Annotated in this window: 15 protein-coding genes and 2 pseudogenes; 4 read left to right on the forward strand and 13 right to left on the reverse strand. The window is 41.9% G+C overall.

Annotated features, from left to right (window positions below; genetic code table 11):
• Window positions 1-67 precede the first annotated feature (67 nt).
• From ANSO36C_RS10905 to ANSO36C_RS10935, 7 genes and pseudogenes are all read right to left on the reverse strand, one after another.
• Entirely contained in the window at window positions 68-433 is a 366-nt protein-coding gene (locus ANSO36C_RS10905) for a hypothetical protein (protein ID WP_251959549.1), read from the reverse strand.
• Window positions 434-717: 284 nt separating this feature from the next.
• Window positions 718-885, reverse strand: a pseudogene (locus ANSO36C_RS34830) (hypothetical protein); the annotation flags it as partial.
• A gap of 84 nt (window positions 886-969) precedes the next feature.
• The gene (locus ANSO36C_RS10915) at window positions 970-1,389 is read right to left on the reverse strand and encodes a type II toxin-antitoxin system VapC family toxin (RefSeq protein WP_251959551.1); all 420 of its coding nucleotides are present in this window, start codon (window positions 1,387-1,389) and stop codon (window positions 970-972) included.
• On the reverse strand, window positions 1,389-1,688 hold the full coding sequence (locus ANSO36C_RS10920) for a helix-turn-helix domain-containing protein (protein WP_251959552.1): 300 nt from the start codon (window positions 1,686-1,688) through the stop codon (window positions 1,389-1,391). The genes ANSO36C_RS10915 and ANSO36C_RS10920 overlap by 1 nt, the downstream gene beginning before the upstream one ends.
• Before the next feature lie 370 nt (window positions 1,689-2,058).
• Entirely contained in the window at window positions 2,059-4,170 is a 2,112-nt protein-coding gene (locus ANSO36C_RS10925; protein WP_251959553.1) for an Ig-like domain-containing protein, read from the reverse strand.
• A 973-nt stretch (window positions 4,171-5,143) separates the two neighbouring features.
• A complete protein-coding gene (locus ANSO36C_RS10930) occupies window positions 5,144-5,335 on the reverse strand; it encodes a hypothetical protein (RefSeq protein ID WP_251959554.1) in 192 nt (63 codons plus the stop codon).
• A gap of 401 nt (window positions 5,336-5,736) precedes the next feature.
• Window positions 5,737-5,964, reverse strand: a complete 228-nt coding sequence (locus ANSO36C_RS10935; protein WP_251959555.1) for a hypothetical protein — start codon at window positions 5,962-5,964, stop codon at window positions 5,737-5,739.
• 552 nt (window positions 5,965-6,516) lie between these two features.
• Between ANSO36C_RS10935 and ANSO36C_RS10940 the strand changes: the two genes are divergently transcribed.
• The 4 genes and pseudogenes from ANSO36C_RS10940 to ANSO36C_RS10955 all read left to right on the forward strand — a co-directional run bounded on the left by ANSO36C_RS10940 (window position 6,517) and on the right by ANSO36C_RS10955 (window position 9,307).
• The gene (locus ANSO36C_RS10940) at window positions 6,517-7,878 is read left to right on the forward strand and encodes a sensor histidine kinase (RefSeq protein WP_251959556.1); all 1,362 of its coding nucleotides are present in this window, start codon (window positions 6,517-6,519) and stop codon (window positions 7,876-7,878) included.
• Between the two features lie 391 nt (window positions 7,879-8,269).
• A pseudogene (locus ANSO36C_RS34835) lies at window positions 8,270-8,733 on the forward strand (response regulator).
• Entirely contained in the window at window positions 8,630-8,920 is a 291-nt protein-coding gene (locus ANSO36C_RS10950; protein WP_251959558.1) for a response regulator transcription factor, read from the forward strand. Before ANSO36C_RS34835 ends, ANSO36C_RS10950 begins: the two are co-directional and overlap by 104 nt.
• 144 nt (window positions 8,921-9,064) lie before the next feature.
• Window positions 9,065-9,307, forward strand: coding sequence for a hypothetical protein (locus ANSO36C_RS10955; RefSeq protein ID WP_251959559.1), 243 nt, complete (start codon window positions 9,065-9,067; stop codon window positions 9,305-9,307).
• Between the two features lie 166 nt (window positions 9,308-9,473).
• Here ANSO36C_RS10955 and ANSO36C_RS10960 read toward each other — a convergent pair whose 3' ends face one another.
• The 6 genes from ANSO36C_RS10960 to ANSO36C_RS10985 form a co-directional block, all read right to left on the reverse strand.
• Entirely contained in the window at window positions 9,474-9,851 is a 378-nt protein-coding gene (locus tag ANSO36C_RS10960; RefSeq protein WP_251959560.1) for a PIN domain-containing protein, read from the reverse strand.
• Window positions 9,841-10,065 carry a hypothetical protein gene (locus ANSO36C_RS10965; protein ID WP_251959561.1) on the reverse strand — a complete coding sequence of 75 codons (225 nt, stop codon included), beginning with the start codon at window positions 10,063-10,065 and terminating at the stop codon, window positions 9,841-9,843. The genes ANSO36C_RS10960 and ANSO36C_RS10965 overlap by 11 nt, the downstream gene beginning before the upstream one ends.
• A gap of 264 nt (window positions 10,066-10,329) precedes the next feature.
• Complete coding sequence (locus ANSO36C_RS10970; RefSeq protein WP_251959562.1) at window positions 10,330-11,607, reverse strand: glycosyltransferase; 1,278 nt, start codon at window positions 11,605-11,607, stop codon at window positions 10,330-10,332.
• Window positions 11,608-12,015: 408 nt separating this feature from the next.
• A complete protein-coding gene (locus ANSO36C_RS10975; protein ID WP_251960302.1) occupies window positions 12,016-13,275 on the reverse strand; it encodes a glycosyltransferase family 2 protein in 1,260 nt (419 codons plus the stop codon).
• Window positions 13,276-13,405: 130 nt separating this feature from the next.
• On the reverse strand, window positions 13,406-13,873 hold the full coding sequence (locus ANSO36C_RS10980; RefSeq protein ID WP_251959563.1) for a DUF2141 domain-containing protein: 468 nt from the start codon (window positions 13,871-13,873) through the stop codon (window positions 13,406-13,408).
• 51 nt (window positions 13,874-13,924) lie between these two features.
• Window positions 13,925-14,935 (reverse strand): glycosyltransferase family 2 protein, encoded by a 1,011-nt coding sequence (locus tag ANSO36C_RS10985; protein WP_251959564.1) that lies wholly within the window; start codon window positions 14,933-14,935, stop codon window positions 13,925-13,927.
• Between the last annotated feature and the right edge of the window lie 131 nt (window positions 14,936-15,066).

A 15,066-nucleotide genomic window follows, 5' to 3' on the forward strand; every position in this document is an offset into this window, starting at 1 on the left:
CAATCGCACTTTACATTATTTGTGGCAGCGATCGCACATCTAAAGTGTGTTAAATTTTCCTAGCTCATCATGCGACTAACTTTTTGCGGCTAGGACGCTTGTATTCTGATTTTTTCTTCAATCCTACCGCTTGAGCTTGATCGCTATCTAATCCATACTGCCCGCGCACAACTTCTTTCATTGCTAATACCGCATTGTGAAATTCCCATTCTGCTAATCGTGCCGCATCAGCAGCAGCACGGTATAAAGCTAGTTTCTCATTTTCGGCTTGTTGGTGGGACAACATAACCTGATAAGCTTGCTGTAATTTGTCAGCAGAGGCATCAGCGCGGGTTGTGTTATATGTGCTGATGGTTTGCAAACCGTGCCATGAACTAACATCTTCACTAATTAATTGAGGACGTAAACGGCGTGTTGTATCTTGGGTAGGCATATTACCATACTGATGTAATGTACATATTTAATGTACCCATTAAAACTCTAAATATATCAGTAAGCTGAAGTTTTTAGATAAAACAAGGTTAGGAAAAGGGTAAGCTCATTTTTGCAACTTAGAAACAACAAAGGTGCAGGTCGATGCATTAAAGTTGCAAGCCAATGCAACAAACTTGCAGGTCGATACATTAAAGATGCAAGTTTATGCAACTTAGTTGCAAGTCGATGTATCTAAGTTGCACATTCATGCAACTAAAGTAGGCGTTGCATGAATCGAGATGATTAAAGCGTGACGAAATTAGCGGCAGTCAGCGTCATAGTATCAAAGTCAGTCAGTATTCCCAAAGTTTGATTACTCAAACGAATCTCATCACCAGCGAAAGACAACTGGCTGAAATTCAACCCAAGCAAGCCAATCTTATCGCCTTCGAGACGGTCATTACCAGCTTCACCAGCAAGCGTGTCATTACCGTTACGTGTCCTGAAGTGTCATCAACATTATTTGAATTGGTAGAAAATAAAGCCACTGCTTAATCAATCAACCCAGTTGACAACTCGCACACCAGGAATCTGTCTGAAATGGCGAAGGTTTCGTGTGACCAATGTAGCTTGATTGGAAAGAGCAATACTTGCAATCAACAAATCGGCTCGTCCTATTTTTTGTAGTTTGGGCGCAATACGTAGTCTATCAAACTGTTCTGATGCTGCCTGACTTACTGGCACAACTAAAAGTTGATTTAGTAGTTCTTCACTACGAAATAAAAGCGATTGTGCCTTAAGTAAATCTGCACCCGTCTGAGCTTTCAGAAGGTAGTCAATCCGTCCGCGCAAAACTTCACCTTTGGTAATAATGGTAATGCCCACGTCTGGATCGTCCACAGACCTCAATCGCTCAGTTACATTTAGCTGCCCAGCATAAAGATGAGTGAGGGTGTCTGTATCGAGCAAATGCATTAAGCCTCAGACTCCGCATCGACTTCAGAACGTTCCCTGTCCTGGTAAATTTTTGCTCTTAAATCTGCAAGAGTATCATCATCGGCTAAAGCGCCTACTTGTTGAAACAGAACAGCCCGACTGCTTTTTGAACGCAGCCAATCGTCAATTGCCGCTTTTAAAAATCTCCAGTCATTTTCAATTTTACGACCTGGAATATTCCCAAGCATTGTTTGATGCACAACTGTTTGAGTGGGTAGTCTTAGGTATGCTGAGACTTCTTCAAGAGTGAGGATATCTGGTAATATTAATTGCTCCATAAATCACTAATGGCTTACTTTATCTAAAGTTATCGTAAAAGTCTGTAGAAGAGAACGGATTTGCAGCATTTTGTCACTGACGATTTTTTAATATAATTAACTTTTATGTGAATTATGAGAGGCGCGATACCTACGGTGGGCTACGCCAACGCTATTACTTAAAAACTAAGTAAGGCTGATTTGTGCAACTTGAATGCAACAAAGGTGCAACTAAATGTAACTAAGTTGCTCTTGACTACAACAAAATTACAAGTCGATGCAACTTGATGGCGAGTTAATGCAACTTGATGGCAAGTCAATACATCAAAGATGCAAGCCAATGTACCTAAATAAGTTGTCGGGTGGGCAAACACTCGCCCACCCAAAAGACTTAAACAGAAGTAAAGTTGCTCTGCGTTAGCGTGGTAGTATCAAACCCAGTCAATATTCCCAAAGTTTGATTGCCTAAGCTAATTTGATTACCAGAGAAAGACAACTGACTAAAACTCAAGCCAGACAAGCCGATTTTATCGCCCTCACCTAAACTAAAGTCGGTAATTGTATCTCGACCTGCCGCTTTCTCCACCACAAAGATGTCGCTACCAGTCCCGCCAGTTAAGTTATCATCTCCCTTGCCACCGTTGAGGAAATCGTTACCCGCACCACCAACAAGTAAATCTTGACCGTTACCACCAATTAGACTGTCGTTACCGTCACCGCCATAAAGTTTGTCATCACCGTTATCCCCTTCAAGACGGTCGTTACCAGCATCACCATTGAGTGTATCTTGACCGTTACCGCCAAAGAGATTATCGTTGCCAGTACCGCCAAAGAGTAAATCGTCACCATTGTCACCCACAAGGTTATCGTTACCAGCATTGCCAGAAATGGTATCTTGCGCGTTGAGTCCGTTAATGATGTCGTTGCCAGATGTGCCGTTGAGGTTATCGTTATTATTAGTACCGTTGAGGGTTGTGCCAACTGCTACCGTTACTATCCCCAAGTCAGTGCCACCGTTGCCATCGCTGAGGGTATAGTTAAAGCTGCCATTACCATTACTAAAACCTGTGGTGGGAGTAAAAACTACATTGCCACTGCTATTTAAGGTGACAGTACCATTAACAGCGTTACTCACAGCAGTGATGCTCAAAGTAGAACTGTCTACATCTGTATCGTTAGCTAACAAGTCAGCAGCTAAGAGAGTCAAAGGTGTATTTTGATTGGCAGTGGCAGAGTCCTCACCTGCTACAGGTGCATCGTTGACGGGAGTTACTGTCAGGTTAAAGGCATCGTTAACAGCAGCATTGCTGGTGTCAGTTGCGGTAACTTGAATGCTAATTGTGCCGTTATTTGCCTCATCGGGGGTGCCGCTAAAGGTGCGGGTATTGGTGTCGAAGGTTAACCAGGTAGGTAAGGGGTTGCCGTTAGCAAGGGTGGCAGTATAAGTTAAAGTATCACCAGCATCGGCATCGGCAAAGGTGTTGGCTGGAATGGGAAAGCTAAAGAAGCCATCTTCTAAGGTAGTTTGGTCTGCAATGGCATTTGCTACAGTTGGCGGATTATTGGTGACAGGTTTTTGTGTGCCGTAAACATCATCGTTATTTGTCGGTGTTCCCGCGTCGTTCGCCGCACTGTTGCCAGTAAAGGTAGAGGAACCCGTGAAACTGACACTGCCAAGGGTAATCGGCATTCCCTGATTGTTGCCGTTAGTATTCGTAGTGGACTGCATGATGAAGATTGCCCCACCCAAGCCTTGACCTGGGTTACTACCTGTGCCGCCTGTAGCAGTGTTGTTGGTAAAGCTGGTGTTGTTGAGGGTTAAAGAACCTGTGCGGACAAAGATACCACCACCTAGTCCAGCACCGCCGCCGGCGGCGTCGCCGCCGTTGCCGCCGCCGCCACCTAGTCCAGCACCGCCGCCGCCGAAGCCGCCGTTCTCGCCGCCGCCGTAGTTGCCGTTACCGCCGTAGCCACCGTTGTCGTTAGTGCTACCAGCAAACAGTCCGCCGCCGCCCTCGCCAGCATTGCCAAACATTCCGCCGCCACCGTTGCCCAGTCCACTGACACCGTTACTACCGCCTTGGGCTGCGTTATTAGTAAAGGCGACATTGGTCAGAGAAACATTGCCATCATAGATAAACAAGCCGCCGCCCAGACCTGCACCGCCGCCACCTTGATTACTATCTCCGCCTTTTGCCCGTCCGTTGGTGATAGTTAAATCGGAAATACCGACTGTTCCCGACAAAATAAATAAGGGGCGCAGGTCGCCATTGTTGTTGGTGCCGCTATTATCGGCATCGCCACTGATGCTGTTGCCGTTACCATCGATGGTGATATTGCTGTTAACTAGAGTTTTCATGACCCCGGTAATGCGAACATCTGTATCGATGCTGATGGTGTCATCCCCTGCTAGTTGGTTCGCTTGGAGAATGGCATAACTAAGAGTGCCTGTGGTGCTACCGCTACCATCATCTGTGGTTTGGTTAACGATGAAATTTGCCATTTGATTGATTTCCTTTGTTTTAAGTCGTAGTTCTCAACCAAACATTGTGTAGATATGTTTAATACAACATCCTTACACAATGCAACATTTCTACTGAACCGTATTAGTGCATAAGCTTTTGCACCTATGCGTTTTGAGCGCAGAGGCAAGGCGATCGCCACCGGTTCATGGCGGGTACGCGATCGCTAAAACTTTGCTTAAATCATTGACGAAATGGATTGTACTGCGATCGCCTCAGTGAGCGCATCGGACAAAGATCCAAGTTTGGACTAGGATCTTTGTCCTATATAATTAATACTTATATGAATAAGGATAGTGGTGATACCTACGGTGGGCTACGCCAACGCTTCTACTCTCTGAAGACTGAGCCAGGTTAATTTTTGCAACTTCAATGCAACAAAGATGCTCTTCAATACAATCAAGGTGCAAGTCAATGCAACAAAGATGCAACCCAATGTAACTAAGGTGCAAGTCATTGCAATAAAGATGTAAGTCAATGTAATTAAGGTGCAAGTCAATACATCAAAGGCGCAGGTTGATGCAACAAAAGTGCAAGTCAATACATCAAAGTTGCAGGTGAAGGCAACAAAGGTGCAAGCCGATGCAACTAAGGGACTCCCAAATAAAAAAATATACAACTATTTATTGTGGGGTGGGCGACACAAGAGCCCACAGTCAAGGCGCTCATGTTGCCCACCCCACAAGATTGGATAATTTATTTCTTGGAAGTCCCTAAGTACACCTCACGATAAAAATTACGTAGTTTACCGCCGTAGGCATCGCACTAAATCCCCGCTTCTAGCTGTTTATGCTATTGGGGTGAACAATAGTAATTCCTTCAACTTTTACAAAGTCTTTTGGGTTTAATACCAATTTTTTATGAAGCTGCATAGAATTCGATCCCCCCTAACCCCCCTTAAAAAAGGGGGGAACCGGAATCAAAGTCCCCCTTTTGAAGGGGGATTTAGGGGGATCAAGATATATGCAACTTCACATTAAATTGGTATAAAGTCAGAATATGGCTGATGTTATGAGTAAGCACTACTGCTTGTATGCGTAAATCGTGAGTGCGTTTGCCGGAAATCTTGTGAGTTGTAGCGAGGTTAAACCAAAGGCGAAATACATCTGGTGTTTCTTCTAGCCACTCAAACTGATTTATGAGCATTTGCACCGTTCGTTCGGTTTCTTCTGGTGTCCATCCAAATCCATTTACAGCTACAGGACGTGTGGCTACAACCCAAAATTCAATTAAAACTTGAGATGTAATAAAACATTGATGGTTATCTAAACAGAATTCAGGAGTCAGGAGTCAGAATTCAGTATGAATTCTGTACGAGTGGTGGATGAATAAACGGGTTTAAAACCCCCACCAAATTTTCAATTTGGTGGTCTTAAATCAGTGGTGGGTCTGAATCCCCCACTGATTTATTCTGACTCCTGAATTCTGACTTCTGAATTCTTCTTCAATAGATATTAGATACCTGATTGTGCGATCGACAAGATTATAATCGGCTGAAGCTATATCGCTGGAGCGTAAAAGGATATTGGTATCTAATAAATAATCGGTCATACTTCATCATCGTAGATATTTTCTCGACGCAGAGCTTCATCAGAAAGGTTAGCATAGCTTTTTGGTGCCGTATCTATCCACTCTTGCCAAAGTAATAATCTCTCCGATGATGTTTGAGGTTTACTAGTTAGTAACGTTAAATGCTTGTTACTCAGCTTTTCTTGAAAAAGTTTTTGTTCTTCGGGAGAGAGATTTAGTACCACTTCTACAAGGGAAATTAACAAGTTGTATATTCATATTTGTGTATACCAATTCACCGAGTCAGTCTATGCGATGAGTTTTCGCCCTGTCTTTATGCCACTTTACTATAATACTGGTTATTGCCTCTGCCAATCCCTTCAGTGACCGCATCGGACAAAGATCCTAGTCAAAACTTGGATCTTTGTCCTATATAATTTATACTTATGTAGTAGTATGAGAGTGGCGATACCTACGGTGGGCTACGCCAACGTCTCTACTTCATGATGACTGAGTAAGGCTAATTTTTGCAATGCTCATGCATCAAAGTTGCAGATCAATGCATTAAAGGTGCAAGCCAATACATCAAAGGTAAAAGCCAATGCGACAAAGATGCAAGTCAATATAACAAAGTTGCAAGTTAATACAACAAAGTTGCCAGTTGATGCACCTTTGTTGCAGTCCAATATAACAAAGTTGGCAAGTCGATACATCAAAGGATATTTATTCTATTTTTTGACTAGGATTGCAATGTCCTATTTATTTAGGTTGTATTACTTATTCATTGCTAGATATAAGTTTTTCACAGAATTTAGGTAATGACTCTTGTTCCAACTATTCTGGGTATAATAGCCGGCATTAGCCTATATGTTGGTCTTTTACACTTACTAATTGCCTGTGGGCGATTAAAACCTGCGCTGCACTTCTGCTTTGGTTTAAGCTGTTTAGTAATTTTTGGTTATATTTTGGCTCTTATAGCCGAATATCAAGCCATGAATGTAGATGATTATATCAATGCCAAAAAATTGGTAACTTCTTTAGGGTATGCTTACGGGATTACTAATGTTTGGTTTGTGTCTTTATACACTAATATCAAGCCAATACGTTTAATTTTGGTACTCAATAGCCTATATATTATTAGTCTATTAATTAACCTAATTTCCCCTACAGGGATTCTCTACTCTCATATCAGTAGCCTATCAAGTATTTCTTTGCCTTGGGGCGAATCAATTTCTTACCCAGAAGGTACACTTAGTTCTTTATTCAGTTTCCACATATTAGCTTTAACCAGTACTACTGTTTTCCTTTTTTTTGCCTGTTACCGTCAATATCGGCGCGGTGAGAAGCAAGCTGCACTCACTTTAAGTTTAAGCGTGGCAATTTTGATAGCAACTATTCAACACGATCGCCTAGTGGATTTAGGGACAATCAAATTCATATACCTGGCTGGATTTGGATTTATGTCCTTCGTGATAATTATGAGTCTACGCTTGTCCAAGGAGTTGATGCAAGCGGTGAAACTACACGAACAATTGATAGAAAGCGAACGGCTACGCAAGATTGCTGTGGAACTGGAGCGAAATCGCCTCGCCCGCGACTTACACGATTCGGTATCGCAGACATTATTTACAGTGGCGACAATTGCCGAAGCTTTGCCTAGAGTGTGGAAACGCAACCCAGAGACAGCCCAACAGGGATTAGAGGAACTTGCCCAACTCACACAAGGGGCGTTAGCAGAAATGCGGAATCTACTGATGGAGTTGCGTCCTAATGGTTTGGTAGAGAAACCTTTAGGTGAATTGCTACACCAGTTAACCAAGGCAATTCAAGGACGGGCAAGTTTACAGATAATCACAACGGTGGAAACCGATCATCGCTCTTTGTCTAATGAAGTGAAGCTTGTTTTCTACCGGATTACTCAAGAGGCACTGAATAATATTATTAAATATGCCCAAGCAACGCAAGTATCAGTCAGCCTCCACGGTGATTCACAGGAAATAGTCTTGCGTATTAGTGATAATGGCTGTGGTTTTGACTCCAACAAAATACCATCTGGTCATCTGGGCATAGCAATTATGAAAGAACGGGCTGAGTCCATCGGCGCTATTTTTCATTTGTCAAGCTATCCAGGGAAGGGGACTGAGATTGTTCTGAGTTGGTCAAGCGCTATCAATAAATGAAAAACTCCACGCCACTTGCGGGATGGAGTTTTTGGGCATGGGGAATGGGGCATGGGGAAGAGTCTCTAATGCCCAATGCCCAGTGCCCCAAGTGGCGGGGCAGCTATCCCTCTACAGACACCTGAGGATGGAGTTTCCCGCCGCTTTTAATAAAGTTAACTATTTAAAGCGTGATTTGTTCTTTTTGATTGCTTATTGATAAGGATTTTAGACGTATTTGCTTTTTGTAATACAGGTATGTTTATTTCAATCGACTTACTGAGAAAAGACAAGCTTATATATAACGTAAGATTTTTTCGTCAGGTTAAGAATCTCACGTATAAATACTGAAAATGGAAGTATAGTGTAATGTAAATGTATTAAAAATAGTTTTGATATCCCGGATTTATATATGGAAAAAGATAAATCATTGAAACGAATTCGGGTGATTACTGTTGACGATCATGAAATTCTGCGGGGAGGTATTAAATTTGTCTTGCTGGCGTTTGATGACATTGAATTAGTGGGTGAAGCGCGTAATGCAGATGAAGCAATACATTTGTGCGAACAGTTGCAGCCAGATGTGGTGCTGATGGATTTGATGATGGTGGGTATGAATGGGCAGAAGCAACAAGAGCTATCCGCAAAAAATACCCAGAAATTCAAGTTTTAATTTTGACGAGTTTTCTAGCGAATGACTTGGTACAGAAAGCAATACAAGCCGGAGCCATTAGCTACCTGCTCAAGGGTATCTCGATTGATGAGTTGGCAAATGCCATACGAGCCGCTGCGATTGGTCGCTCTATGTTGGCTGGCAACAGAGGTAATTCAGGCTTTGCTGCAACCAAGCAAACCTTCATCCCAAACTGTCTATGAATTGAGCAAACGCCAGGGAGAAGTTTTAGCACTGCTGGCTTTAGGATTGAGTAATGATGCGATCGCTCAACGGATGAAACTGAGTCCTTCTACCATTAGGCATCATGTCAGTCAGGTACTAAGTAAGTTAGGAGTAACGAACCGCACTGAGGCTGCAACTACAGCAGTACGAGTTGAATGTCTTTAGTATTGGTGAATCAACTTAGTTACTTTTGAATATTTTATATTGCAAAGTTTTAAGAAAATTGATTTTAACAAGAGTAGTAGCAATACCTACGGTGAGCTACGCCAACGGCTACTACTCTTGTTACGCCAGTAAGGTGTTTAATTTTTGCAGGTCAATGCAATTAAGGTGCAGGTCGATGCAACTAAGGTGCAAGCCAATGCAATTAAGGTGCAAGCCAATGCAACTAAGGTGCAAGCCAATGCAACTAAGGTGCAGGGCGATGCAATTAAGGTGCAGGTCGATGCAACTAAGGTGCAGCCTGGTAGAGAAAAGAAAAATTCAAAGTTTTATCAATTCACGGCTTTTACTAATCCTAAAACTAGTTGGTACAAAAAGTTTCAGTGCTAGCGATCGTCTTGTTTGTTATCGCTATGGTCTAATACTGCCTATACTTACCTCCACCTTCTGTGATGCTTCAACGATTTGGTGGTTCTGCCTACGACGGGAGCCGCCATCGCTTTTAGCGTCTCCCTTTGGGAAAAGAGTGCGACTCCCTCACCGCTACGCGTCTACGCTACCAATTAAGAACTGCTAATGTTGATACTTTCGCAAATTCTCGATCCGCCGTTACTAGGTTTGCAGTTACCTGGAGCGCCATCGCTGTGATGATTGCGTCGGGTAGTTTCAGTCGATATTGCTGACGAAGTTGGATAATTTGCTCAATTAACACCGTATCATCAGCCATTAAACTAACAACTTCAACTCGTTGGATAAACTGCTGAAAAAGTTGACGATTTCCCTGACTCAACCCAGAAAATGCTAGAAATTCAATTTTACTAATAATCGAAATCCCGATCCAATCAGCATTTTGTAACAGTTGCAGCAGCTGTAAATTTCCTTGTAGCAGTGCTACAATCGCATTTGTATTCAACAAGTAGCGACTACCACTCATCCCGTAGCACCTTTTGCATCGCTAATGCGTCTCTCTCCCAAACCAATTTCCCTGCAACATCGGAAAAATCATAATCAGATTTTTGTGTTCTGTCTGATGCAACCGGATTCAAAACAACCACAATATTCACCTGTCCAGGCGCTAGCTGTGTTGGGATATCAAGATGCAAATTCCCCGACGCATCAACAATTGTCGTAAGTTGAAAAACTTCCATTGTTATTTCAGCTATTGAACTCTAGTTTCATTTTAATGCGATGTCTACGACGGGCAATACTGCTCGGGTAAAGCATTTTTAACTCGGCATTGGGTTTGGGGAAAAGGTTAAAGGTTTTTTCTTACCCCTTACCCTTTTCCCCAAAACCCGACAAGTATTGCTACGACGGGCTATGCCTACGTACCCTTTAACTAATAGCCTTAGTCAAAGTCACTAATTAGCGATCGCTAGTATTTATGGTACTAGCGATCGCGTTTGTTATCGTTAGCGTCTTATACTGCCTGTACCTACCTCCACCTTCTGTTTTCCTTCAACGATTTGGTAAAGTTTGTGTTCAAATTTCTGCATACATGCTGACCAATCAAATTCGAGTATAGAAGGGCGAGCGTGTCTAGTCATATCTGCTTTCAAATCGGGATTTTCCAGAATTGCAATCACCTTTTGAGCGAAGTCTGTAGGATTGTTAGGTTGGGCAAGGAAGCCGTTACGACCAGGAAATACCTGTTCTGAGGTTGACGGTGCAAAAACAGCAACCAGAGGGGTTCCAGAGGCTAATGCCTCGTTATTCGTAGTGCAGAAGTTCTCGGTGACAGAGGGGTTGACAAAAATATCTGCTCTGGCAAACCAACCTAGAAGTTCTGTACCATGAGACTCACCCCATACAGTAACACCCGATCCAAACTTTTTAGCACGTTCGCGGATCTCTTCATCTAGCGGGCCACTACCAACAATTACCAGATGGACATCAGGGATTTTGGCAGCTATGACTGGAAAGATATCAAGCAATTGGTTGACATTCTTTTCGGGTGTGATGCGTCCGACAAACAAAATAGTTGGTCGGTTATCATCAGGAATTGGATTGTAACAAATGTTTCGCGGGTGGAATTTTTCGCAATCGATGCCTTGATAAGCGACGTATTCAGCACGTTGGCATTTTAGTTCTTCGTATTTCGTGAGTTGTTCTTTAGAAGAGAAGTAATTGAAGTCATAAAACTCACTAAATTGCTTGACTAAAACGGGAACGATCGGACGAACCAAATTGAAGAATCTGTCTCCAAAGTAATATTTGATATACGCAACGATATCTGTATGGAAGAGTGATATTATTGGCGTGCCTGTTCGTTTTGCGTATTGAGTGCCGATAGGACGACCATAACCTTGCAAGAAAAATGAGTATAAACCTCTCATTTGTGCTGCTTCTTCAACTACGATAATATCGGGTTGGAACTTCTCCAGCAATTTGGTATCGCTCCAATGCCGATAGTTCAACGGTTGAGGAAGAGACTTATAGAATAGCAGTGGTTCTGTGGGGAATGCGTAAGTAGATAAATTGGGGAAAGACTGAATTTCCTCTAAACCTGGCATGGGGCGATCGCCGACATTTTTGGGGTAGCGATCGTTGATTTGCGGATGGATTAGAAAAACCTCATGTCCCTGCTCTAGCAACCAACGAACTCGTTGGTGAACTGCAACGGAAACACCGGTCAAAAAAGGAGCATACAACCCTGTAAATAGTGCAATGCGAAGTTTTTGCTTAGTCATAATAAATGGGAATATTTCACAAAATTGCTGGTTTTTAACTTAGGATTTACGCAGCAAATCTTTGATGAACATCCTGATTATTTGGTTCAGAAATTCCCAATACAGTTAAACTAAGGATTTACGCATTTTCAGCTAGCAGAAATTTTCGATGGTGAAGAAGATGTTTCTAACTGGAGTTTAGAAACTATCGAAACTTCCAAATTACTAAGTCAAAATTCCCCTTAATATACTTATCTAAACCCTTGGCATTAATGTAAATACGTTTTGTCAATCAACAAGCAAAAGCGTGTATTTTGACAAGGGTTATAGCTAATATAGTTCTACTAAATATAAGATAATATAATTTGAATACTAGGGAATGTTTAGTGTAAGAACTTTCATACCCTAGTTCATATCTAGCGATTTAATTCAGAGAGAAACCTTGCTATCAATAGGCTGATCTAACCATTGATAAGGACGATATTCGACTAGCCGGATATTCCAAGGCCCTTGAACGCGATAGCTGACACCGCGCCAAGTGACTGTTGAAATCCACAGCGATGACAGCATCGCTAACCCATAAACCCATTGTGTCAAGGGAATCCCAATCAACATTCTGATGATTGTAGCAACTGATAATTTGGCGATCGCCTGGTCATTAGAGCGAACCACTCGCTGTATCTCTAATTCCAACACAAGCATTATCAACAGTAATCCGGCAGTATAGATACTATAGCAGCCTAACAAGATAGCCGCAGCTTCCCATTTTGCCTCTAACAACGATCCTAGAACTAAAATGATCAGTAGAGTCGGAAACAAAATGCTAGAAACAGCTTCACTAACAAGAGCTAACCAACGTGGATGATACAGTCGAGAAAAAAGAATGAGGCGCTTGAGATAATCTATTAAGTTGAATAAATCAGTCTCTTCACGATTGACTATTAACAGCGAAGGCACAAACTTTATCTGAAAACCATGTTTTTTCAGGATGTCGTGCATCATAAAATCTTCGCCCAAAGCTTGTCCCCACTTATCTAGGAGTTCTGTTTGGCGAAGTACTTCTGTTTTCACAGCCAAAGTTCCACCCCAAGGAATTTGGAAGATAAACATTTGCACTACAGTGGATACGTTGCCGACGTAGCGCACTAAAGAACCCCAATACCTACCTGTTGGTACATACCAACGATTACCTGTTGTTGCTCCCACTTTGGCATCGGCTAGAGGACTGACTAATTCTCGTAGCCAATTTACATGGACTATCGTATCAGCATCTACTAAAGCAACCACTTTGTATGAGTCATCCAACTCACGGACAGCTTGGATTAAAGAACTGCATTTGAGACTACAATTGTTACGTACTATTCTCAAAGGGCTGATTTGAACATTAGTCGCTTCTTGCTCAGTGATAGTTTCACTAGCAATTTTCCAAGCGGGATCTTCGTGACTATCAACGATCAACTTTAAATCATACTGTGGATAGTTTTGATTTAGGAGCGATCGCAAACATCTAGGCAAAAACGGATCAGCACCGCGTAGACAAAGAATCACTGCGGTTTTGGGTAACTGATCATCTGGTAACAAGTATTTTTTAGATGAGCGCAGATACCATATAAAGACAAGCGTGAAACACACCTGAATAACCAGCCAACCCGTCAAAGACTTAGACAGAAATATCGCCAAATCTTCCATTAAATTTTTAGTCTCCGACAGAATGAGGGATTGGGCATGGGGCATTGGAAAGAAGACAAGGGGCAGGGAGCGCGGAGCAGAGGAGAAAAATAATTATTCTCCCCCTGCCCCCTGCTTCTTCCCCACTCCTTTACGAATCCAGCGAATATTTCATGATGATGTTGACTGTTGTATTTTTGTTTACAACAAAACTGGCATCACGAAACTTTGGTGTACCTGTTTGTATGGACACAGTTGGATTTTTGGAAATCCCAAAACCTTCTTGGGGAATACCGAAAAAGTCTTTATTGAGTTTGCGATCGCCATTTTGATCATCAACTACAGCAACAGCATAAGTTCCCGCCTTCAAACCAGAGAATTCTTTTTTTACAGAAGTGCCAGTAATCTTAGTACAGCCACTTTGAGATCCACTAGAATTACTCATCGGAAAACCTTGTTCACTAGCATAAACTCGAAAACAAATCTCGCCTTTTTGGTGATCTATTCCGTTTACCACAACACTTAGTGTTGCAGTTGGCTCTGCATTCACAGTTTTAGCAAAGCTGACGCTCATTAAAGTAGCAAGCAAAACATGAGATAGTTGAGATAGTTTCAGCATAGTTTTGTAGTCAAAATAGGTGATTTCGGGTCTGATAAAAAGCTGCATTTACTAGCTTTTATTTGTGAACTGATTCTTCCAAAGTATGGCTTGCTCTTGTTTAATTGATGGTAGTTGCAAACCTTTCCAAAATACTTGCAGCGCTATTAGCAAATCTTTCAGCAAAAGATATTCTGTCCCTTTTAACTGCTGATATAGACTTCTATGACAACACAGCCGCTCATGCAAACTCAGGGGACTACGCCATATAGAGAGTATATACTCCCAGATTATTCTCCAATGTGGCAATAAAATTTGTCCTTTCTTTGCTGGATCAAACCACACTGCAAAGCCATAAAAATCAGGCAGCATATTCAAGCATGATTTTTGATTTTTGTTTGCTAACAACAAGTAATTGGGAAAAAACATACTAATTGATTGTTGCGGATGACTTCTGGGAAAAAATAGGTATTCAGGAATTTCATAAAACCTACCAAGAATACCAAGTCTTAACAGCAGAACTCCATCTGCATAACCGTAACCACCCATAGGCGGAATCATTCTCAGGGCACTGGCCCGAATTACCCCATAACATTGATAACATAAATGCTTGGTCAGTAATTCGTGAAAACGCTCGTGTGGTTTTAGTGCATCTGTCTTGAGTTTGATATCGTAATTTTGGAGAAAATTCCCCTGTTCATCAATGAAATATGCCTGGGAGTGACACAAGATTATAGTAGGATCTTGGTCAAGCACCTCAACACACTTCTTGATAAAATCTGGAGAATGTAGATCATCACAAGCTGCCCATTTAAAGTACTCACCCGAAGACAATTTAAAAACGCGATTAAAGTTACCAGCACAACCGATATTTTTGTCATTGCGGTAGTAACAAATACGCTTGTCTTGCTCGGCATAAGCTCTACAGATTTCTTCAGTTTTATCTGTAGATGCATTATCTGAAATAATTAACTCAAAATCTTCAAAAGTCTGAGCCAAGAGTGAATCTATGGCTTCTTTGATAAATTTTTCACCATTGTATACAGGTAATCCGATGCTCAATCGTGGCTGATTGCTACTCATAGAAAACAAGTATCCAGAAAATCTGTGAATTCTTTTATGCTTAGTTGCAGATAATTGTTAGGTAGATGCAACCGAATAACTTAGGAGTCAGAATTCAGAATTCAGAATTCGGGAATCAGAATTTAGGAGTC

This window comes from Nostoc cf. commune SO-36 (assembly GCF_023734775.1).
Classification (GTDB): domain Bacteria; phylum Cyanobacteriota; class Cyanobacteriia; order Cyanobacteriales; family Nostocaceae; genus Nostoc; species Nostoc commune_A.